This is a genomic window from Pseudomonas sp. No.117 (assembly GCF_054558395.1).
Genome location: NZ_BAAJNP010000009.1, coordinates 96,407 through 115,760 on the forward strand (window position 1 = coordinate 96,407; position 19,354 = coordinate 115,760).

Annotated in this window: 24 protein-coding genes; 23 read left to right on the forward strand and 1 reads right to left on the reverse strand. The window is 67.8% G+C overall.

The genetic code is table 11. The features are described 5' to 3' along the window. The first annotated feature begins 2 nt into the window (after positions 1-2). The 14 genes from ACYJP6_RS21400 to ACYJP6_RS21465 all read left to right on the forward strand — a co-directional run bounded on the left by ACYJP6_RS21400 (position 3) and on the right by ACYJP6_RS21465 (position 11,870). On the forward strand, positions 3-1,244 hold the full coding sequence (locus tag ACYJP6_RS21400) for a lipoprotein-releasing ABC transporter permease subunit (RefSeq protein WP_459477652.1): 1,242 nt from the start codon (positions 3-5) through the stop codon (positions 1,242-1,244). A gap of 105 nt (positions 1,245-1,349) precedes the next feature. Beyond that, positions 1,350-3,590 (forward strand): DNA internalization-related competence protein ComEC/Rec2, encoded by a 2,241-nt coding sequence (locus tag ACYJP6_RS21405; protein WP_459477654.1) that lies wholly within the window; start codon positions 1,350-1,352, stop codon positions 3,588-3,590. Between the two features lie 220 nt (positions 3,591-3,810). Next, positions 3,811-4,446, forward strand: a complete 636-nt coding sequence (locus ACYJP6_RS21410; protein WP_459477656.1) for a MotA/TolQ/ExbB proton channel family protein — start codon at positions 3,811-3,813, stop codon at positions 4,444-4,446. Continuing rightward, the gene (locus tag ACYJP6_RS21415; RefSeq protein ID WP_459477658.1) at positions 4,443-4,883 is read left to right on the forward strand and encodes an ExbD/TolR family protein; all 441 of its coding nucleotides are present in this window, start codon (positions 4,443-4,445) and stop codon (positions 4,881-4,883) included. The genes ACYJP6_RS21410 and ACYJP6_RS21415 overlap by 4 nt, the downstream gene beginning before the upstream one ends. Next, entirely contained in the window at positions 4,880-5,887 is a 1,008-nt protein-coding gene (gene lpxK, locus ACYJP6_RS21420; protein ID WP_459477660.1) for a tetraacyldisaccharide 4'-kinase, read from the forward strand. The genes ACYJP6_RS21415 and lpxK overlap by 4 nt, the downstream gene beginning before the upstream one ends. A 14-nt stretch (positions 5,888-5,901) precedes the next feature. After that, the gene (locus tag ACYJP6_RS21425) at positions 5,902-6,087 is read left to right on the forward strand and encodes a Trm112 family protein (RefSeq protein ID WP_059232294.1); all 186 of its coding nucleotides are present in this window, start codon (positions 5,902-5,904) and stop codon (positions 6,085-6,087) included. Beyond that, positions 6,084-6,848: a 3-deoxy-manno-octulosonate cytidylyltransferase gene (gene kdsB / locus ACYJP6_RS21430; RefSeq protein ID WP_459477662.1), complete on the forward strand. Its 765-nt coding sequence runs from the start codon at positions 6,084-6,086 to the stop codon at positions 6,846-6,848. Before ACYJP6_RS21425 ends, kdsB begins: the two co-directional genes overlap by 4 nt. A gap of 6 nt (positions 6,849-6,854) precedes the next feature. After that, complete coding sequence (locus ACYJP6_RS21435) at positions 6,855-7,328, forward strand: low molecular weight protein-tyrosine-phosphatase (RefSeq protein ID WP_459478060.1); 474 nt, start codon at positions 6,855-6,857, stop codon at positions 7,326-7,328. Beyond that, positions 7,318-8,340 carry a UDP-N-acetylmuramate dehydrogenase gene (gene murB, locus ACYJP6_RS21440; protein ID WP_459477664.1) on the forward strand — a complete coding sequence of 341 codons (1,023 nt, stop codon included), beginning with the start codon at positions 7,318-7,320 and terminating at the stop codon, positions 8,338-8,340. The genes ACYJP6_RS21435 and murB overlap by 11 nt, the downstream gene beginning before the upstream one ends. Further along, a complete protein-coding gene (gene petA, locus ACYJP6_RS21445; RefSeq protein WP_459477666.1) occupies positions 8,337-8,912 on the forward strand; it encodes a ubiquinol-cytochrome c reductase iron-sulfur subunit in 576 nt (191 codons plus the stop codon). The genes murB and petA overlap by 4 nt, the downstream gene beginning before the upstream one ends. After that, positions 8,909-10,102, forward strand: coding sequence for a cytochrome b (locus tag ACYJP6_RS21450; protein WP_459477668.1), 1,194 nt, complete (start codon positions 8,909-8,911; stop codon positions 10,100-10,102). Before petA ends, ACYJP6_RS21450 begins: the two co-directional genes overlap by 4 nt. After that, the gene (locus tag ACYJP6_RS21455; protein ID WP_459477670.1) at positions 10,099-10,767 is read left to right on the forward strand and encodes a cytochrome c1; all 669 of its coding nucleotides are present in this window, start codon (positions 10,099-10,101) and stop codon (positions 10,765-10,767) included. Before ACYJP6_RS21450 ends, ACYJP6_RS21455 begins: the two co-directional genes overlap by 4 nt. A 72-nt stretch (positions 10,768-10,839) precedes the next feature. Next, a complete protein-coding gene (locus tag ACYJP6_RS21460) occupies positions 10,840-11,454 on the forward strand; it encodes a glutathione S-transferase N-terminal domain-containing protein (RefSeq protein WP_459477672.1) in 615 nt (204 codons plus the stop codon). Between the two features lie 11 nt (positions 11,455-11,465). Then, complete coding sequence (locus ACYJP6_RS21465; protein ID WP_145009484.1) at positions 11,466-11,870, forward strand: ClpXP protease specificity-enhancing factor; 405 nt, start codon at positions 11,466-11,468, stop codon at positions 11,868-11,870. Positions 11,871-11,964: 94 nt separating this feature from the next. Here the strand turns inward: ACYJP6_RS21465 and suhB are convergent, their stop codons facing one another. Next, a complete protein-coding gene (suhB, locus tag ACYJP6_RS21470; protein ID WP_145009481.1) occupies positions 11,965-12,780 on the reverse strand; it encodes a type III secretion system regulator SuhB in 816 nt (271 codons plus the stop codon). A 140-nt stretch (positions 12,781-12,920) separates the two neighbouring features. On the opposite strand from suhB, the gene trmJ reads away from it, so the two are divergent. The 9 genes from trmJ (at position 12,921) to iscX (ending at position 19,278) form a co-directional block, all read left to right on the forward strand. Further along, positions 12,921-13,709, forward strand: coding sequence for a tRNA (cytosine(32)/uridine(32)-2'-O)-methyltransferase TrmJ (gene trmJ, locus ACYJP6_RS21475; protein ID WP_459477675.1), 789 nt, complete (start codon positions 12,921-12,923; stop codon positions 13,707-13,709). An 84-nt stretch (positions 13,710-13,793) separates the two neighbouring features. Further along, positions 13,794-14,291 (forward strand): Fe-S cluster assembly transcriptional regulator IscR, encoded by a 498-nt coding sequence (gene iscR / locus ACYJP6_RS21480; RefSeq protein WP_058759986.1) that lies wholly within the window; start codon positions 13,794-13,796, stop codon positions 14,289-14,291. Positions 14,292-14,322: 31 nt separating this feature from the next. Next, positions 14,323-15,537, forward strand: a complete 1,215-nt coding sequence (locus ACYJP6_RS21485) for an IscS subfamily cysteine desulfurase (RefSeq protein WP_459477677.1) — start codon at positions 14,323-14,325, stop codon at positions 15,535-15,537. 28 nt (positions 15,538-15,565) lie between these two features. Next, positions 15,566-15,952 carry a Fe-S cluster assembly scaffold IscU gene (gene iscU, locus ACYJP6_RS21490; RefSeq protein ID WP_007162419.1) on the forward strand — a complete coding sequence of 129 codons (387 nt, stop codon included), beginning with the start codon at positions 15,566-15,568 and terminating at the stop codon, positions 15,950-15,952. A 9-nt stretch (positions 15,953-15,961) separates the two neighbouring features. After that, positions 15,962-16,285 carry an iron-sulfur cluster assembly protein IscA gene (gene iscA, locus ACYJP6_RS21495; RefSeq protein WP_007162420.1) on the forward strand — a complete coding sequence of 108 codons (324 nt, stop codon included), beginning with the start codon at positions 15,962-15,964 and terminating at the stop codon, positions 16,283-16,285. An 8-nt stretch (positions 16,286-16,293) separates the two neighbouring features. Next, complete coding sequence (gene hscB, locus ACYJP6_RS21500) at positions 16,294-16,815, forward strand: co-chaperone HscB (protein WP_459477678.1); 522 nt, start codon at positions 16,294-16,296, stop codon at positions 16,813-16,815. Between the two features lie 45 nt (positions 16,816-16,860). After that, positions 16,861-18,720: a Fe-S protein assembly chaperone HscA gene (gene hscA / locus ACYJP6_RS21505; protein WP_459477680.1), complete on the forward strand. Its 1,860-nt coding sequence runs from the start codon at positions 16,861-16,863 to the stop codon at positions 18,718-18,720. Positions 18,721-18,727: 7 nt separating this feature from the next. Beyond that, positions 18,728-19,066, forward strand: coding sequence for an ISC system 2Fe-2S type ferredoxin (gene fdx, locus ACYJP6_RS21510; protein ID WP_017639751.1), 339 nt, complete (start codon positions 18,728-18,730; stop codon positions 19,064-19,066). An 11-nt stretch (positions 19,067-19,077) separates the two neighbouring features. Next, a complete protein-coding gene (gene iscX, locus ACYJP6_RS21515) occupies positions 19,078-19,278 on the forward strand; it encodes a Fe-S cluster assembly protein IscX (RefSeq protein WP_459477681.1) in 201 nt (66 codons plus the stop codon). The last annotated feature ends 76 nt before the right edge of the window (positions 19,279-19,354 follow it).

The window sequence follows — 19,354 nt, forward strand, 5'->3', positions numbered from 1 at the left end:
TCATGTTCAGACCGCTTTCGCTGTTCATCGGCCTGAGATACACCCGCGCCAAGCGGCGCAGGTCCTTCATCTCCTTCTTCTCGCTGGTCTCCATGTTCGGCCTGGCCCTGGGCGTGCTGGCCATGATCCTGGTGCTGTCGGTGATGAACGGCTTCCAGGAAGAAATGCGCGGCCGCATCCTCGGCATGGTGCCCCATGCCTTCATCAGCGCGGCTCAGCCGCTGGACGACTGGCGCCCGCTGGCGGCCAAGGCCGAACAGCAGCCCCATGTGCTGGCGGCGGTGCCCTATACCCAGCTGCAGGGCATGCTCTCGGTGCGCGGTCGCATGCAGCCGCTGCTGGTGGACGGCATAGATCCGAGCCAGGAGAAACGCGTCTCCATCGTCGGCGAGCGGATGACCCAGGGCAGCCTCGACGCCCTCAAGCCCGGCGAATTCGGCATCGTGCTGGGTGAGATCGCCGCCCGGCGCTTCCAGCTCGAGGTGGGCAGCCAGGTCACGGTGATCATCCCCGAGGTGGGTGCCACCGGCAGCATCACCCCGCGCCTGCGCCGCTTCACCGTGGTCGGCACCTTCAAGGTCGGGGCCGAGCTGGATGCCTCCCTGGCCCTGGTCAACGTGGCCGACGCCGCGCCGCTCAAGGGCTGGCAGCCGGGCCAGGTGGAGAGCATCCGCCTGGCGCTGGACGACCTGTTCCAGGCGCCGCGCATCTCCCGTGACGTGGCCAAGGCCCTGGGCGACGGCTACCAGGCCCGTGACTGGACCAGCACCCAGGGCAGCCTGTTCCAGGCCATGCAGATGGAAAAGACCATGATCGGCCTGCTGCTGCTGCTGATCGTGGCGGTGGCCGCCTTCAACATCATCGCCACCCTGATCATGGTGGTGGCCGACAAGAAGGCGGACATCGCCATCCTGCGTACCCTGGGCGCCACGCCCGGCCAGATCATGGCGGTGTTCATGGTCCAGGGCACGGTGATCGGTCTGGTCGGCACCCTCATCGGCGGCATCCTGGGCGTCATAGCGGCGCTCAACGTCAGCCAGTGGATCGCGGCACTGGAGCGGTTGCTCGGCCACAAGCTGTTCGGCGGCGACATGTACTTCATCAGCAACCTGCCGTCGCGGCTGGAGCTGGAAGACGTGGTGCTGATCGCCGTGGCGGCCCTGAGCATGAGCTTCCTGGCCACCCTCTATCCCGCCTGGCGCGCCTCGCGCACCTCGCCGGCCGAAGCCCTGCGCTACGACTGATCACCGCGCCGGGCCAGGTGGCTGTACGCCCCTGGCCCTCCGGCCGCCGAACTGCTCTAATCCGCGCATCTGAAGCCTTGCTGGTTCTCCACGGATGGAGTCCTGATGCGCGCCGCTCTGCTCGCGTTCGCCCTGGGTGTGCTGGTCCTGCGCGCCTTGCCGGCTCTGCCCGCGTTCCCCGCGCTGGCCGCCCTCGTCGCGGTAGCCACCGTGCTGCTGGGGACGCGGCTGGTGGTCCTGGGCGCCTTCGGCCTCGGCCTGGCCTGGGCAGTGCTCAATGCCCACTGGGCCCTGGATGATCGCCTGGATCCGGCACTCGAGCAGCGGGTGCTCTGGATCGAAGGCCAGGTCAGTGGCCTGCCGGCGGTGGAGGCCGACTCGGTCGGCTTCATGCTGAGCCAGCCGAGCAGCCGTCGTGAGCTGCGGCTACCGGCGCGGATACGCCTCAACTGGCACGGCGGACCCCGGCCCCTGGCCGGCGAGCGCTGGCGACTGGCCGTGGAGTTGCGCAGTCCGGCCAGCTTGAGCAATGCCTTGGGGCAGGATCGCGAAGCCTGGCTGCTGGCCCAGGGCATCGGCGCCACCGGCAGCGTCAAGGACGGCCAGCGACTCAGCGCTGCCAGTGGCCTGGCGACCTGGCGCGACGGCATTCGGCAATACCTGCACACCCGCGATCCGGCCGGGCAGGGCGGTTTGCTCGCGGCCCTGGTGGTAGGTGATGCCTCGGGCATCACCGATGCCCAATGGCAGCTGTTCCAAGACACCGGCACCGTACACCTGATGGTGATTTCCGGTCAGCACATCGGCCTGATCGCCCTCGGTGTCTATGCCGGGGTGGTCAGCCTGGCGCGCCGTGGCTACTGGCCGCGGCGCCTACCCTGGCGGCTGTCCGCGGCGGTGCTGACCATCGCCACCGCCCTGGGCTACGGCCTGCTGGCCGGCTTCGAGGTGCCGGTCCAACGCGCCTGCGTCATGGTCACCCTCGGGCTGCTCTGGCAACTCGGTCGCCAGCAGGTACGCCTCGGCGACGCACTCCTGGCAGCCCTGGTGCTGGTGCTGGCGGCCAATCCACTGGTGGTGCTCCTGTCGGGCTTCTGGCTGTCCTTCGGCGCCGTGCTGGTGTTGCTGTGGAGTTTCGCCGGGCGCCTGGGACGCCTGCCCTGGTGGATCAGCCTGGGACGCGCCCAGGGGTGCATGACCCTGGGCCTGGCGCCGCTGTTGCTGGCGCTGGGCCTGCCGCTCAGCCTGAGCGGCCCTCTGGCCAATGTGGTCGCTGTACCCCTGATGGATATCTTCATCGTGCCCCTGGCGCTGGTGGGGACGGCGCTGTCCGTGGTGTGGTCGCCACTGGGCGATCCCGCGCTGCTGCTGGCAGGCGGTCTCCTGCACATCCTGCTCTGGCTGCTGGAGTGGCTGGCGCAGCTGGCCACGGCCTGGCAGCCGGCGCTCGCTCCCGCCTGGGCACTCGGGCTGGCCGGCCTGGGTGCCTTGCTCGCCCTCTTGCCGGCGGGTTTGCCGCTGCGCGGCTTTGGCGTGCTGCTCATGCTGCCGGCGCTGTTTCCGCCAATCCCGCTACCGGCGACGGGCCAGGCGCGAATCACCGTGCTGGACGTGGGGCAGGGCCTGGCGGTGCTGGTGCGCACCCGGGATCATGCCCTGCTCTACGACGCCGGGCCACGGCTGGGCAGCTACGACAGCGGGGCCCGCGTGGTCTTGCCCAATCTGCGCGGCGCCGGCCTGGACAGTCTGGATGTGTTGCTGCTCAGCCATGCCGATGCCGACCACGCCGGCGGCGCGCCGGCCGTGGCCCAGGGCTTGCCCCCGGGGCGGGTGCTCAGCGGCGAGGCCGGGCGTCTCGAGCCGCGCTTGCAGGCGCGGGACTGTGAGGACGGCGCCAGCTGGATCTGGAACGAGGTCAGCTTCACCACCTGGTGGCGCGCCAACGCGGACTCCAATGCCGCCTCCTGCGTGCTGAGGGTCGAGGCCAGCGGCGAGCGCCTGTTGCTGACCGGCGACATCGACGAGCGCCGCGAAGGCGAACTGGTGGCCAGCGGCCTGCCGCTTGCAGCGGAATGGCTCAGCGCCCCGCACCATGGCAGTCGCAGCGGCTCCAGTGCGGCCTTCATCGCCGCCGTGGCGCCCCGCGGCGTGTTGATCTCGCGCGGCCGCCACAACCGCTACGGCCATCCTCATCCGCAGGTCCTGGAACGCTATCGCGAGCGCGGCGTATTGCCCTATGACACCGCCGAGCTTGGCGCCCTGACGTGGACCCTCGGGCGTTGGCAGGCACCGCGTGGGCAGCGCCAGGAGCGTCGCTGGTGGCGGACGCCCCCGGCGACGCCCTGAGAGCCTGGTCAACGGCTGCTGCGCGTCGGCCAGACGGCGGTGCAACGCCCCTGTGTCGCTGGGCGGCCCGGTCGGACGGCCCATCGACCCTGCGTAAACCCGCGCGCGGGCCCGATCCGCTTCCCCGGCGCTTTCGCCTGCTCTCGCTCATGAGCCCTTGGACCGGCCCTCCGGCGTTCGTGCTAGAGTGGCCGCATTTTGCGGCGGGGGTAACGGTCTCGTGTTCGAAATGGTCAAAGCGGGCGGCTGGATGATGCTGCCGATCATCCTCAGTTCCATCCTGGCCACGGCCATCATCGCCGAGCGGCTGTGGACCCTGAGGCGCAGCCGGGTCGCGCCGCCCAACCTGCTCGCCCAGGTCTGGCGCTGGATCCAGGACAAGCAGCTCAACGCCGAACGCTTGCGTGAGTTGCGCGCCGGCTCGCCGCTGGGCGACATCCTCGCGGCGGGCCTGACCAATTCCCGCCATGGCCGCGACATCATGAAGGAGGCCATCGAGGAAGCCGGCAGCCGCGTGGTGCACGATCTCGAACGCTATCTCAACACCCTCGGCAGCATCGCCGCCCTGGCCCCGCTGATGGGGCTGCTCGGCACGGTGTTCGGCATGATCGATATCTTCAGTGCCTTCATGAGCGACGGCATGGCCAATGCGCCCATCCTCGCCGGCGGTATCTCCAAGGCCCTGGTGACCACCGCCGCCGGCCTGCTGGTAGCGATTCCCGCCGTGTTCTTCCATCGCTACCTGCTGCGCCGGGTGGACGAGCTGGTGGTCGGCATGGAGCAGGAAGCGGTCAAGCTGGTCGACATCCTCCATGGTGATCGCGAGGTGGACGTCCGCGAAGGAGCCGCCGCGTGAAATTCCGTCGCCGCGCCGGGGGCGCCGCTCGCGAAGAGGTCTATATCAACCTGGCGTCCTTCATCGACGTCATCTTCGTCCTGCTGCTGTTCTTCGTGGTGACCGCCACCTTCAGCCGGCCCAGCCAGCTGAAGATCGAGCTGCCCGAGGCCGACAGCGCCGCCGCCGCGGCCAACCAGGGCAAAACCCTAGAAATCAGCATCACCGCTGAAGGCCAGATGGCGCTGAACGGCCAGACCCTGGCGCGCAACGACCTGACCGGACTGACCACTGCCCTGCAGCGCGAGTCCGGCGGCGACAATAGCCTGCCGCTGGTGATCACCGCCGATGGCCGCGCCACCCACCAGTCGGTGGTCATGGCCATGGACGCCGCCGGCAAGCTGGGCTTCAGCCAGCTGCGCATCACCACCCTCGAGGCCCAGGCGAAACGCCCGTGAGCCTGAGCGATCGCCTGGTCCGCGCCTGGTACCAGGGCCATCCCGCCCTGGGCCTGCTGGCGCCGCTGGAAGCCCTCTATCGCCGGGTCGCCCGGCGCAAGCGCCAACGCTTCCTGGCCGGGCAGGGCAGCATCCATCGCGCGCCGGTCCCGGTCATCGTGGTGGGCAATCTCACCGTCGGCGGCACCGGCAAGACACCCATAATCCTCTGGCTGATCGGCCACCTGCGCACCCGTGGCCTCAGGGTCGGCGTGGTCAGCCGCGGCTATGGCGCCCAGCCGCCACGCCTGCCCTGGCGGGTGCAGGCGACCGACAGCGCGGCCTGTGCCGGGGACGAGCCCCTGCTCATCGTGCAGCGCACCGGCATCCCCCTGGTGATAGATCCCGACCGGGGTCGCGCCGTCGAGCAGCTGCTCGCCGAGGAAGCGCTCGATGTCATCCTCAGCGACGACGGCCTGCAGCACTATCGCCTGGCGCGCGACCTGGAGCTGGTGATGGTCGATGCCGCGCGGGGCTTCGGCAACGGTCGCTGCCTGCCGGCCGGGCCCCTGCGTGAACCCCTGGAGCGCCTGGCCGAGGTGGACGCCGTGATCCACAACGGTGCCGTACAAGATCCCGCCGCGGGCTACGGCCTGGTCCTGCAACCCAGCGCCCTGGTCAATTTGCGCAGCGGCGAGCGGCGCCCGCTGGATTTCTTCCCGCCCGGGCAGCGCCTGCATGCCCTGGCCGGCATCGGCAACCCCGGGCGTTTCTTCGCCACCCTCGAAGGACTACACTGGCAGCCGTTGCCCCATGCCTTCGCCGATCATGCCGCCTACAGCGCCGCGGACCTGGCCTTCACGCCCGAGCTGCCGCTGGTGATGACCGAGAAGGACGCGGTCAAGTGCCGGCCCTTCGCCGCCGCCGACTGGTGGTACCTGGCGGTGGACGCCCAGCCCTCGGCCGCCTTCGTCGCCTGGCTGGATGGGCGCCTCGACCGCCTCCTGCCCGAACACTCTCTCTGACGGAACTATCGCCCATGGACCTCAAGCTGCTCGACATCCTCGCCTGCCCCCTGACCAAGAGCCCGCTGATCCTGAGCGACGACAAGACCGAGCTCATCAGCAAGGCCGCCGGCCTGGCCTTCCCGATCCGCGACGGCATCCCGGTGATGCTGGAAAGCGAGGCGCGCGTCATCACCACGGACGAGCGCCTGGACAAATGAGCACCGCCTTCACCGTCGTCATCCCGGCCCGGCTCGCCAGTACCCGGCTGCCCAACAAGCCGCTGCTCGACATCGCCGGCAAGCCGATGATCCAGCACGTCTGGGAGCAGGCCCGGCGCAGTGGCGCCGAGCGGGTGGTGGTGGCGACCGACCACGACGACATCCTGCGCGCCTGCGAAGGCTTCGGCGCCCAGGTGCTGCTGACCCGCGCCGATCATGCCTCGGGCACCGATCGGCTGGCCGAGGTGGCCGAGCTGCTGGGGCTGGCCGACGACGCCCGGGTGGTCAATGTCCAGGGCGACGAGCCGCTGATTCCGCCGGCGGTGATCGACCAGGTGGCGAACAATCTCGCCGCTCACCCCGAGGCCGGCGTGGCCACCCTGGCCGAGCCCATCCACGAGGTCGACAGCCTGTTCAATCCCAACGTGGTCAAGGTGAGCACCGACGTGAACGGCCTGGCGCTGACCTTCAGCCGCGCGCCGCTGCCCTGGGCGCGCAACGCCTTCGCCAATGATCGCGCGCAGCTGCCCCCGGGCTTTCCCTATCGTCGCCACATTGGCATCTACGCCTATCGCGCTGGCTTCCTCGCCGATTTCGTCAGCTGGGGCCCCTGTGCCCTGGAAGAGACCGAAGCCCTGGAACAGTTGCGCGCGCTCTGGCACGGCGTCCGCATCCATGTCGCCGATGCCCTGGAAGCGCCCCAGGCCGGGGTGGATACCGCGGAAGATCTCGAGCGCGTGCGGCGCCTGCTGGGAGCCTAGATGACCCTGCGCATCCTCTTCGTCTGCATGGGCAACATCTGTCGTTCACCGACCGCCGAAGGCATCCTCAGGGCCAAGCTGGACGCCGCCGGCCTGGCCGCGGCGGTAGTGCTGGATTCGGCCGGCACCGGCGATTGGCATGTCGGCAAGGCGCCGGATACCCGCGCCATCCAGGCCGCCGCCGGGCGCGGCTATGACCTCACCAGCCTGCGCGCCCGCCAGGTCACCGTTGAAGACTTCCAGCGCTTCGACCTGATCCTGGCCATGGACCACGACAACCTCGCCTGGCTGGAGCAGTTGCGGCCGGCGGACGCCAAGGGCGCGGTGCCCGAACTCTTCCTGGCGCGCCAGGGCCTGGCGGTGGACGAGGTGCCCGATCCCTATTACGGCGGCGCAGCCGGCTTCGAACGGGTCCTCGACCTGCTCGAAAGCGCCTGCGATGGCCTGGTCGCCGAGGTGGCTGCCCGTCATGGTCGCTGACGTCCAGCAACGGGTCCCCTTGCAGGGACTCAACACCTTCGGCCTGGTCGCCGAGGCCGACCGCTACCTGGAAGCCGCCAGCGATACCGAGGTCCGGGAGGCCCTGGCGCTGGCCCGTGACCTGGGCGTACCGCTGCGGGTGCTCGGTGGTGGCAGCAACCTGGTCCTGCCCGAGCGGGTCGAGGGCCTGGTGCTGCGCCTGACCTCGCGCGGCATCCGCCTGCTGGCGGAGGAGGGCGATGCCCTGCTGGTGGAAGCCGAAGCCGGCGAACCCTGGCATCCCTTCGTCATGACCACCCTGGCCAACGGCTGGTACGGCCTGGAAAATCTCAGCCTGATTCCGGGCACCGTGGGCGCCTCGCCGATCCAGAACATCGGTGCCTATGGCGTCGAGGTGAGGGACAGGTGCGCCCGGGTCACGGCGCTCGACCGCCACAGCGGCGAAATCCATGAGCTGGCGCCTGAGGACTGCGCCTTCGCCTATCGCGAGAGCCGCTTCAAGGCCGAGGCCGGCCGCTGGATCGTGCTGCGCGTACGCTTCCATCTCAGTCGCCAGCCGCAACTGGTACTGGACTATGGTCCGGTACGCCAGGCCCTGGCCGAGGCGGGCGTCGAGCAGGTGACACCCGGGGCGGTCAGCGCGGCGATCTGCGCCATCCGTCGCAGCAAACTGCCCGACCCGGCGGTGCTGGGCAACGCCGGCAGCTTCTTCAAGAATCCGGTGGTGACGGCGGCCGCGGCTGCCGCACTCAAGGACGATTATCCGGCCCTGCCGACCTATCCCCAGGTCGATGGCTCGGTCAAGCTGGCCGCTGGCTGGCTGATCGACCAGGCCGGTTGGCGCGGCCATCGAGACGGCGCCGTGGGGGTGCATGCCGCCCAGGCGCTGGTGCTGGTCAACTTCGGCGGCGCCCGCAGTCGCGATGTCCTGGCACTGGCGGAACGCATCCGCACCTCGGTGCGGGAGCGCTTCGGCGTGACGCTGGAAATGGAGCCGGGAAGCCTGACGTGACCGACGATGCGCCCGATGCCCAGCGCCGCCGCCTGCTGATCGCCACCACCTCCGCCGTGGGCGGTCTGGGCCTGGCGGCCGGTAGCGTGCCCTTCGTCTGTGCCCTGCGGCCCAGTCGCTCGGCGGAAGTCGCAGCGGAGCCGGTGCAGGTCGATATCTCCGCCTTGCGCGAAGGCGAGCAGCTCACCGTACAGTGGCGCGGCCAGCCGGTCTGCGTGCTGCGCCGCAGCGCGGCGGACCAGGCCCGGCTGCTGGCCGACGCCGCCGAACTCGCCGATCCGGATTCCCGGGAGTCCAGCCAGCCGCCCTATGTCGATCCACGGTTGCGCTCGCGGCGGCCGGACCTCTTCGTGGTCACCGCCATCTGCACCCACCTGGGGTGCATCCCCTCCCTGGCCACGGCCGCCGCGGCGGACAGGGGCTATCTTTGCCCCTGCCATGGCTCCCACTTCGATCTCGCCGGACGGGTCTATCGCGACCAGCCGGCACCGCTCAACCTTGCCGTGCCGCCCCATCATTTTCAGGGCGAGAACCTACTGATCATCGGCAGCGATGGCGAGGGGGTCGCATGAAGAACGACCGGCACGACTGGCTCGAACGACGGCTGCCACTGCGCGCCTTCTGGCGGCGGCACGTCAGCGAGTACCGGGTACCACGCAACCTCAACGTCTTCTATCTGTTCGGCTCGCTGCTGGTCTTCATCCTGGCGCTGCAGGTACTGTCCGGCCTTTGGCTGCTGCTGGGCTACGAGCCCAGCGTGAAGGGCGCCTTCGCCTCGGTGCAGCTGTTCATGCGCGAGGTGCCCTTCGGCTGGCTGATCCGCTACCTGCATGCCGTGGGCGCCTCGGCGCTGTTCGTCTGTCTCTATCTGCACATGCTGCGCGGCCTGCTGTACGGCTCCTATCGGGCCCCGCGCGAGCTGGTCTGGAGCTTTGGCGTGCTGCTCTATCTGCTGCTGCTGGCCCAGGCCTTCTTCGGCTATCTGCTGCCCTGGGGCCAGCTCTCCTACTGGGGCGCCCAGGTATCCCTGAGCGCGGTCGAGGCGCTGCCCGTGGTGGGCCCGATCCTGGCCGATCTGCTGCGCGGTGGCGTTGTGCTGTCCGATGCGACCCTGCGCCGCTTCCAGGCCCTGCACGTGGTGGGCTTGCCCCTGGTGATTATGCTGCTGGTGACCTTGCACGTCGTCGCCCTGCGCCAGACCGGCTCGAACAATCCCGAAGGCGACGATCGCGATGTCAGCGGTGCCGCCGGGGTGCCTTTCCACCCCTACCTGACCCTCAAGGACCTCTGCGGGCTGGCCATCTTCCTGCTGGTCTTCCTCGCCGTAGTGCTGCTGGCGCCGGACCTGGGCGGCCTGGTGCTGGAGCCGGCCAACCAGCAGGCCGCCAACCCCCTGGTCACCCCCGCGCACATCGCCCCGCCCTGGTACCTGGCGCCCTTCTATGCCCTGTTGCGCGCGGTGCCGAGCAAGGCGGGCGGCCTGGGGCTGGCGGCCCTGGCTCTGGCGCTGCTGTTCGTGCTGCCCTGGCTGGATCGCAGCGCCGCCCGTTCGGTACGTCACAAGGCCTGGCCGGCACGGCTCGGCCTCTATGCCGCTTGCCTGGCCTTCGCCGCCCTCGGGGTGCTGGGGGTGGTGGCGCTCACCGACGCACGCCTGTGGCTGGCGCGGCTCGCCGCGGGCGTCTACTTCGCCAGCCTGCTGGGCATGCCCTGGTACAGCAGGCTGGGCCAGCCGCGGCCGCTGCCGGAGCCCGGGCCGTGAGGCGCGCTCTGCTACTGGGCCTGCTGCTGCTCGGCACCGGTCTGGCTGCCGCTGCCGAGCCGGGCGATCCGCGGGCGGGCGCCATCACCTTCGGCCGCTACTGCCTGGCCTGCCATGGCCAGGAGTACCAGCGCTTCGAACGGGTCGCCAGGGATCTGCACCTGGACCTCGCCAGTTGGGCGCCTGGTCGTACCGCCAACGCGCCCATGCTCAGTCTGCTCAAGCCCGACGACGCCCGGCGTGCCTTCGGCAGCGTGCCGCCCGACCTCAGCCTCATCGCCGCGGTACGCGGCGAGGCCTGGCTGCGCGCCTTCCTGCAGGAATTCTATGTGGCGCCGGGTCGTCCCCTGGGCGTCGACAACCTCGCGGCACCCGGTACCCGCATGCCGGACGTCCTCGCCGCCCTGCGCGGTCGGCAGTCGCGCGACTGCGGCGCGGATCGCTGCGTGTTGCGGCTAGAGCCGGGCAGTGGTGCCCAGACGCCCGAACAATTCGCCCGTACCGTCGACGACCTGGTCGCCTACCTGGGCTACTCGGCTGCGCCCGAGCGCAGCCTGGCCCGCCGCCTCGCGCCCTGGGTGCTGGGCTACCTGGGCCTGTTCGCCGTGCTCGCCTGCTGGCTCAAGCGTGAATTCTGGCGACGATTGCCCGACGATGAGCGATGAGACTAGGTCGAAAGCGGCAAGGTGCGAGATAATCCCCCCTTTGCAGCTTCGCCCCCGCTGGGGGAGGGACCCATGGGCGCCATAACCCGCCTGACCTGTTTCCATGATCCCGAGGATCACTACAGCCACCGGATCCGTCTGATCCTGGCGGAAAAGAACGTCGAGTGCGAGCTGGTCGCCGTGCGCCGTGGCGAGTGCCCCCGGCAGCTGGCCGAGCACAATCCCTATGGCACCGTGCCGACGCTGATGGATCGCGACCTGGTGCTCTATGGCACCGAGGTGCTCATGGAGTACCTGGAGGAGCGTTATCCGCACCCGCCGTTGTTGCCCGCCTATCCGGTCACCCGTGGCCAGTCACGGCTGCTGATGCACCGCATCGGGCGTGACTGGTGCACCCTGGCGGACGCCATCCTGCAGGCGGCGCCCGGTACCGACCTGGCCACCGCGCGCAAGGAGTTGCGGGAAAGCCTGACCGGGGTGGCGCCGATCTTCGCCGAGAAAGCCTTTTTCCTGAGCGACGACTTTTCCCTGGTGGACTGTTGCCTGCTCCCCCTCCTGTGGCGACTGCCGCGCCTGGGCATCGAATTGCCCCGGGCGGCCAAGCCGCTGCAGGACTACATGGATCGTATGTTCGCGCGCGACAGTTTCCGATCCAGTCTTTCGGTCACCGAGCGTGAGATGCGCTAGAGGAGAACCCCATGAATTCCAGTCGCCCCTATCTGGTCCGCGCACTCTATGAGTGGATCGTGGACAACGACTGTACGCCCCACCTGCTGGTCAATGCCGACTATGCCGAGGTGCGCGTGCCGCCGGGCTATGCCAACGATGGCCAGATCGTGCTGAACGCCTCGCCCAGCGCCGTGCGCGACCTGCACATGGACAACGAAGCCGTCAGCTTCAACGGCCGCTTCGGTGGCGTGGCCTACAACCTCTATGTCCCGGTGGGCGCCATCCTCGCCATCTATGCCCGGGAGAACGGGCAGGGCATGGTCTTCGACAGCGAGCCCAGCCCGCCGGATGACCAGGGTCCCGATACCGGTGGCAGCAAGCCCGAGGCGCCCAAGCCGGCACCGGCGCGGCCGAGTCTGAAAGTGGTCAAGTGATCCCTGCCGACCTGCCGCTGAATTTCTTTGCGGCAGGCAAGCAAAAGCCCCTGTCGGCATGGCCGGCAGGGGCTTTTGCGTAAGCCAGGCAGACTCAGCGCTTGAGCGAGGCCGGCAGGTGCGGCTGGATCTGGGTCAGCAGGCCACGGAAGCACTTGGGGTTGCCGGCGACGATGTGGCCCTTCTCAAGGAAGTCGTGGCCACCGTTGAAGTCGCCGATCAGACCACCGGCTTCCTGCACCAGCAGGGCGCCGGCGGCCATGTCCCACTCCGACAGGCCCATTTCCCAGAAGGCGTCGAAACGACCAGCGGCGACATAGGCCAGATCCAGGGCGGCGGAGCCGGCGCGGCGGATGCCGGCGGTCTGGCCGATCAGACTGCGGAACATGCCCAGGTAGTTGTCCAGGTGGTCGACATCGTTGGCGCGGAAGGGGAAGCCGGTACCCAGCAGGGCGCCTTCCAGGCTGCGCCGATTGGTGACGCGGATGCGCCGGCCGTTGAGGGCGGCACCGCGGCCACGGCTGGCGGTGAATTCTTCCTGGCGCACCGGGTCCAGGACCACGGCGTGCTCCAGGCGGCCCTTGTACTTGCAGGCGATGCTCACGGAGAAGTGCGGGACTCCGCGGACGAAGTTGGTGGTGCCGTCCAGCGGATCGACGATCCAGACGTAATCGGCGCCTTCGCCTTCACCGGCCAGGTACCCGGATTCCTCACCATAGAAGCCGTGGGTCGGATAGGCCTTGCGCAGGGTGGCGAGGATGGTCTGCTCGGCGGCGCGATCCACTTCGGAAACGAAGTCGTTGGCGCCTTTCTCGTCGACGGCGATCACGTCCAGGCGCTCAATCGAACGGAAAATCAGTTCACCGGCGCTGCGGGCCGCGCGCAGGGCGATGTTCAGCATGGGCTGCATGGATAGATCACCTGGGTTGTATAAGGAAAGCCGGCAATGATAGCAGACTTCGCGGCGCTGGAAGGGGTATTCGTGGCAAGCGGGCGCGGGTGGGCGTAGTATACGGCGCCGATTTCCCGCGTCCGCTCGAGGATAGCCACGTGCTGAATAACATCCGCGTCGTTCTGGTCAATACCAGCCATCCCGGCAACATCGGCGGTGCCGCCCGGGCCATGAAGAACATGGGCCTGTCGCGCCTCTACCTGGTCGAGCCCGAGGACTTCCCCAGCGGGGAGGCCAATGCTCGCGCCTCCGGTGCCAACGACGTGCTTGAGGCCGCCATCGTCGTCGATACCCTGGAAGAAGCCCTGACCGGCTGCAGCCTGGTGCTGGGCACCAGCGCCCGCGACCGGCGCATCCCCTGGCCGCTGCTCGATCCGCGCGAGTGCGCCACCACCTCGCTGGCCCAGGTGGAGCAGGGCGGCGAAGTGGCCCTGGTGTTCGGCCGCGAATACGCCGGCCTCACCAACGAAGAGCTGCAGCGCTGCCACTACCACGTGCACATCCCCTCGGATCCCGCCTTCGGTTCGCTCAACCTCGCCGCCGCGGTCCAGGTGCTGGTGTACGAGGTGCGCATGGCCTGGCTCGCCGCCCAGAACCAGCCGACCAAGATGAACAAGGTCGAGGCCACCGCCATGCTCAACACCCAGCCGGTGACGGTGGAGGAGCTGGAGCTCTACTACCAGCACCTGGAGGAGACCCTGGTGGAAATCGGCTTCCTCGATCCGGCCAAGCCGCGCCATCTGATGAGTCGCCTCCGCCGCCTCTACGGCCGCGCCGGCATCAGCAAGCTGGAGATGAACATCCTGCGCGGCATCCTCACCGAAACCCAGAAGGCCGCCCGCGGCGAATCCCATCCGCGGACTATCCCCCCGATAGATAATGCCTGAGTGATTTGCTCGGTTTTAAAGTTGACCTTTTTTGTCGGGAATCCGATAATCAGGGTCATCCGCTGCAACCCGCCCGAGTTCGTCATGAGACTGACCACCAAAGGCCGCTATGCCGTAACCGCCATGCTCGACCTGGCGCTGCATGCCCAGCGGGGCCCGGTGTCGCTGGCCGATATTTCCGAGCGGCAGGGCATCTCGCTGTCCTACCTGGAACAGCTGTTCGCCCGGCTGCGTCGTGGCTCGCTGGTTAACAGCGTGCGCGGCCCCGGCGGCGGCTATCAGCTGGCGCGAGACATGGGTGGTATCCATGTGGCCCAGGTGATAGATGCCGTTAACGAATCCGTGGACGCCACCCGTTGCCAGGGCAGCGGCGGCTGTCACCAGGGTGATACCTGCCTGACCCACCATCTCTGGTGCGATCTGAGCGATCAGATCCATACCTTTCTCAGTGGCATCACCCTGGCCGATCTGGTCGCCCGCAACGAGATCCAGCAGGTTGCCAAGCGTCAGGACAACAAGGTCTGTGCCAGCAAGCAATCGCCCCTGGCGGTCGAAAAAATCGAAGCGTCCACCATCGACTGAGCAGAGACGCCCGTCTGATTAGGAGTAACCGATGAAATTGCCGATCTACCTAGACTATTCCGCCACCACGCCCGTCGATCCGCGCGTCGCTCAGAAGATGAGCGAGTGCCTGCTGGTGGATGGCAACTTTGGCAACCCCGCATCGCGCTCCCACCTGTTCGGCTGGAAAGCCGAGGAAGCCGTGGAAAACGCCCGTCGTCAGGTGGCCGAGCTGGTCAACGCCGACCCACGCGAGATCGTCTGGACCTCCGGTGCCACCGAGTCCGACAACCTGGCCATCAAGGGCGCCGCGCACTTCTACCAGAACAAGGGCAAGCACCTGATCACCTCCAAGATCGAGCACAAGGCGGTGTTGGACACCACCCGCCAGCTCGAGCGCGAAGGCTTCGAGGTGACCTACCTGGAGCCGGGCGAAGACGGCCTGATCACGCCCGAGATGGTCGAGGCGGCCCTGCGTGAAGACACCACTCTGGTGTCCATCATGCACGTCAACAACGAGATCGGTACCGTCAACGACATCGCCGCCATCGGCGAGCTGACCCGCTCCCGTGGCGTGCTCTTCCACGTCGATGCCGCCCAGTCCACCGGCAAGGTCGAGATCGATCTGGAAAAGCTCAAGGTCGACATGATGTCCTTCTCGGCGCACAAGACCTATGGGCCCAAGGGTATCGGTGCCCTCTACGTCCGCCGCAAGCCGCGCGTGCGTATCGAGGCCCAGACCCATGGTGGCGGTCATGAGCGCGGCATGCGTTCCGGCACCCTGGCGACCCACCAGATCGTCGGCATGGGCGAGGCCTTCCGCATCGCCAAGGAAGAGATGGTCCAGGAAAATGCCCGCATCAAGGCCCTGAGCGATCGCTTCTACCGTCAGTTCGAAGGCCTGGAAGAGGTCTACCTGAACGGCAGCCTGGTGCACCGCGTACCGCACAACCTGAACCTGAGCTTCAACTACGTCGAAGGCGAGTCGCTGATCATGGCGCTCAAGGACCTGGCGGTTTCCTCCGGTTCGGCCTGTACCTCGGCCTCCCTGGAGCCGTCCTATGTCCTGCGCGCCCTGGGCCGCAACGATGAACTGGCGCACAGCTCGATCCGTTTCACCTTCGGCCGCTTCACCACCGAAGAAGACGTCGACTATGCCGCGAGCAAGGTGGCCGAGGCCGTCACCAAGCTGCGCGAGCTGTCTCCGCTGTGGGATATGTTCAAAGAAGGCGTAGACCTGAGTCAGGTCGAGTGGCAAGCCCACTGACCAACCCCTGATGAGTGAGGATTGAACCATGGCATACAGTGAAAAGGTCATCGACCACTACGAAAACCCGCGCAACGTCGGCAAGTTCGACGCGGCCGATCCCGATGTCGGCACCGGCATGGTCGGCGCCCCGGCCTGCGGCGACGTGATGCGCCTGCAGATCAAGGTCAACGAGCAGGGCATCATCGAAGACGCCAAGTTCAAGACCTACGGCTGCGGTTCCGCCATCGCCTCCAGCTCCCTGGCCACCGAGTGGATGAAGGGCAAGAGCATCGAGGAAGCGGCGTCGATCAAGAACAGCATGATCGCCGAAGAACTGGCCCTGCCGCCGGTGAAGATCCACTGCTCGGTACTCGCCGAAGACGCCATCAAGGCGGCCGTCAGCGACTACAAGCAGAAGAAAGGCCTGCTCTAAGGAGGAACCATGGCGATCAGCATGACCGAGTCCGCCGCCCGTCACGTGCAGCGCTCCCTGGATGGGCGCGGCAAGGGTGAGGGCATCCGCCTGGGCGTTCGTACCACGGGTTGCTCGGGACTGGCCTACGTACTCGAGTTCGTCGACGAATTCGCGGCCGAGGATCAGGTGTTCGAAAGCCATGGCGTCAAGGTCATCATCGACCCCAAGAGCCTGGTCTACCTGGACGGCACCGAGCTGGATTTCGTGCGTGAAGGCCTCAACGAGGGCTTCAAGTTCAACAATCCCAACGTGCGTGGCGAGTGTGGCTGCGGCGAAAGCTTCAACATCTGAGGCCTGCCATGGGTAAGCCCTGCCACTTCGCCCTGTTCGAGATCAAGCCCGCCTTCGAGATCGATCAGGCGGGCCTGGCTTCGCGCTATCGCGACCTGGCCCGCACCGTCCATCCGGATCGCTTCGCCGATGCGCCCGAGCGTGAGCGTCGCCAGGCACTGGAGCGGTCGGCCGAGCTCAACGAGGCCTATCACGTGCTGCGGGCGCCCTCGCGGCGTGCGCGCTACCTGCTGGAACTCGAGGGGCACGAGATGCCGCTGGAGGCGACCATCCAGGACACCGATTTCCTCATGCAGCAGCTGCAGTGGCGCGAGGAGTTGGAAGACCTGCAGGACGCCGGCGATAGTGCGGGCATTCCCGCCTTCCGCCAGCGCCTCAAGGATGCGCAGCGGGATATCGAGCAGGCCTTCGCGGCGATCTGGAAGGATCCCGCCCAGCGCGAGTCCGCCGAGCGCCTGGTCCGTCGCATGCAGTTCCTGGACAAGCTGGCCAGCGAGATCCGCCAGCTCGAAGAGCGTCTGGACGATTAATCACAGGTGTCGCTCAGGCACCGATAACCATAAGCCGACTAGCCAATGGCTCTATTGCAGATAGCCGAACCCGGAATGGCGCCCAAGCCGCACCAGCGCAAGCTGGCGGTGGGCATCGACCTGGGTACCACCAATTCCCTCGTGGCCGCCGTGCGCAGTGGCGTGGCCGAGACCCTGCCCGACCTTCAGGGCGAGGTGATCCTGCCGTCCGCCGTGCGCTATGCCGCCGCTGGCGTGGAAGTGGGGGCGGGGGCCAAGGCCGCCGCCGCCCAGGATCCGTTCAATACCATCCTCTCCGTCAAGCGCCTCATGGGGCGTGGCATCGCCGACGTCAAGCAGCTGGGCGAGCAGTTGCCCTATCGCTTCGTGGCCGGCGAATCGGAAATGCCCTTCATCGATACCGCTGCCGGGCGCAAGAGTCCGGTAGAAGTCTCCGCCGACATCCTGCGGGTGCTGCGCGAGCGCGCCGAAGCCACCCTGGGCGGCGAACTGGTCGGCGCCGTCATCACCGTGCCGGCCTATTTCGACGATGCCCAGCGTCAGGCCACCAAGGACGCGGCCCGCTTCGCCGGCCTGAATGTCCTGCGCCTGCTCAATGAACCTACCGCGGCGGCCGTGGCCTATGGCCTGGACCGGGGCGAGGAGGGCGTGGTCGCCATCTACGACCTGGGTGGCGGCACCTTCGATATTTCCATCCTGCGCCTGACCCGCGGCGTCTTCGAGGTCATGGCCACCGGCGGCGACAGTGCCCTGGGCGGTGACGACTTCGATCACGCCATCGCCGGCTGGATCGTCCAGCAGGCCGGGTTGTCCAGCGATCTGGATCCGGGCACCCAGCGGCGCCTGCTGCAGACCGCCTGTGCCGCCAAGGAAGCCCTGTCGGCCGCCGAGCGCGTCGAGGTTGGCCATGGCGACTGGTCGGGCGTGCTGGAGCGCAGCACCTTCCAGGAACTTATCGCCCCGCTGGTCGCACGCAGCCTCAAGGCCTGCCGCCGTGCCCTGCGCGATGCCGAGGTCGAACCGACCGACATCTCCGCCGTGGTCATGGTTGGCGGCTCCACCCGGGTGCCCTATGTGCGTGAGGCCGTGGGCGAACTCTTCGAGTGCAACCCGCTCACCGACATCGACCCGGATCGCGTGGTCGCCATCGGCGCCGCTCTGCAGGCCGACTCCCTGGCCGGCAACCGGGCTGGCGAAGAGCTGCTGCTGCTTGACGTCATCCCGCTGTCCCTGGGACTGGAGACCATGGGCGGCCTGATGGAAAAGATCATTCCGCGCAACACCACCATCCCGGTGGCGCGCGGCCAGGACTTCACCACCTACCGTGACGGCCAGACCGCCATGCTGGTGCACGTGCTGCAGGGTGAGCGCGAACTGGTCAAGGATGCGCGTTCCCTGGCCCGCTTCGAATTGCGCGGCTTCCCGCCCATGGTCGCCGGCGCCGCCAAGATCCGCGTCACCTTCCAGGTCGATGCCGATGGCTTGCTCGGCGTCAGCGCCCGCGAGCTGTCCAGCGGTGTGGAAGCCAGTGTCCAGGTCAAGCCGTCCTATGGCCTGACCGATGGCGAGATCGCCAACATGCTGCAGGATTCCTTCCGCCATGCCGGCGACGACATGCAGGCCCGCGCGCTGCGCGAGCAGCAGGTCGAGGCCCGGCGACTGATCGAGGCGGTCAGCGCCGCGGTCGCGGCCGATGGCGAGCGCCTGCTGGACGCCGAGGAGCGTCAGGTGATCGAGCTGGAAATCGGCCGGCTGGCCGAGCTGCTGGAAGCCACTGACGTCCAGGCGCTCGAAGAGCAGACCAAGCGTCTTTCCCAGGTGACCGATGCCTTCGCCGCCCGGCGGATGAACGCCTCGGTCAAGGCGGCCCTGGCGGGTCGCCGTCTCAACGATATCGAGGAGTAGTTCCATCATGCCGCAGATCACCCTGCTGCCCCACGCCGAGCACTGCCCTGAAGGTGCGGTCTTCGAAGCCAGCGAAGGCGAAACCATCATCGCCGCGGCCATGCGCAACGGCATCGACATCGAGCACGCCTGCGAGATGTCCTGTGCCTGCACCACCTGCCACGTGGTCGTCCAGGAAGGCTTCGATTCCCTCGAACCCTCCGATGAACTCGAGGACGACATGCTGGACAAGGCCTGGGGCCTGGAAATGCGTTCGCGCCTGTCCTGCCAGGCGGTAGTAGGCAGCGAAGACCTGGTAGTGGAGATTCCGCGCTACACCATCAACCAGGTCTCCGAAGGCCACTGAGGATAGCTGTCATGGCACTGAAATGGACCGATGTGCTGGATATCGCCATCGAACTCAACGACGCCCATCCCGACGTCGATCCGCGCTACGTGAATTTCGTTAATCTGCGGAACTGGGTCGTGGCCCTGCCGGAGTTCGACGACGATCCCCAGCGCGGCGGCGAGAAGGTGCTGGAGGCCATCCAGGCCGCCTGGATCGAAGAGTCCGCCTGACGCATCGCCCGTACCGCGCTACGCTTTTCACCGGGACCCGCGTATAATCCGCGGGTTTCGTTTTTGCTCTATACCC

Excerpts from the sequence above, each read along its gene's own strand:
- ACYJP6_RS21400 (WP_459477652.1), top strand. The coding sequence starts at position 3 with ATGTTCAGACCGCTTTCGCTGTTCATCGGCCTGAGATACACCCGCGCC.
- ACYJP6_RS21405 (WP_459477654.1), top strand. The coding sequence starts at position 1,350 with ATGCGCGCCGCTCTGCTCGCGTTCGCCCTGGGTGTGCTGGTCCTGCGC.
- ACYJP6_RS21425 (WP_059232294.1), top strand. The coding sequence starts at position 5,902 with ATGGACCTCAAGCTGCTCGACATCCTCGCCTGCCCCCTGACCAAGAGC.
- kdsB (WP_459477662.1), top strand. The coding sequence starts at position 6,084 with ATGAGCACCGCCTTCACCGTCGTCATCCCGGCCCGGCTCGCCAGTACC.
- murB (WP_459477664.1), top strand. The coding sequence starts at position 7,318 with ATGGTCGCTGACGTCCAGCAACGGGTCCCCTTGCAGGGACTCAACACC.
- ACYJP6_RS21450 (WP_459477668.1), top strand. The coding sequence starts at position 8,909 with ATGAAGAACGACCGGCACGACTGGCTCGAACGACGGCTGCCACTGCGC.
- ACYJP6_RS21460 (WP_459477672.1), top strand. The coding sequence starts at position 10,840 with ATGGGCGCCATAACCCGCCTGACCTGTTTCCATGATCCCGAGGATCAC.
- ACYJP6_RS21465 (WP_145009484.1), top strand. The coding sequence starts at position 11,466 with ATGAATTCCAGTCGCCCCTATCTGGTCCGCGCACTCTATGAGTGGATC.
- suhB (WP_145009481.1), bottom strand. The coding sequence starts at position 12,780 with ATGCAGCCCATGCTGAACATCGCCCTGCGCGCGGCCCGCAGCGCCGGT.
- iscR (WP_058759986.1), top strand. The coding sequence starts at position 13,794 with ATGAGACTGACCACCAAAGGCCGCTATGCCGTAACCGCCATGCTCGAC.
- ACYJP6_RS21485 (WP_459477677.1), top strand. The coding sequence starts at position 14,323 with ATGAAATTGCCGATCTACCTAGACTATTCCGCCACCACGCCCGTCGAT.
- iscU (WP_007162419.1), top strand. The coding sequence starts at position 15,566 with ATGGCATACAGTGAAAAGGTCATCGACCACTACGAAAACCCGCGCAAC.
- iscA (WP_007162420.1), top strand. The coding sequence starts at position 15,962 with ATGGCGATCAGCATGACCGAGTCCGCCGCCCGTCACGTGCAGCGCTCC.
- hscB (WP_459477678.1), top strand. The coding sequence starts at position 16,294 with ATGGGTAAGCCCTGCCACTTCGCCCTGTTCGAGATCAAGCCCGCCTTC.
- hscA (WP_459477680.1), top strand. The coding sequence starts at position 16,861 with ATGGCTCTATTGCAGATAGCCGAACCCGGAATGGCGCCCAAGCCGCAC.
- fdx (WP_017639751.1), top strand. The coding sequence starts at position 18,728 with ATGCCGCAGATCACCCTGCTGCCCCACGCCGAGCACTGCCCTGAAGGT.
- iscX (WP_459477681.1), top strand. The coding sequence starts at position 19,078 with ATGGCACTGAAATGGACCGATGTGCTGGATATCGCCATCGAACTCAAC.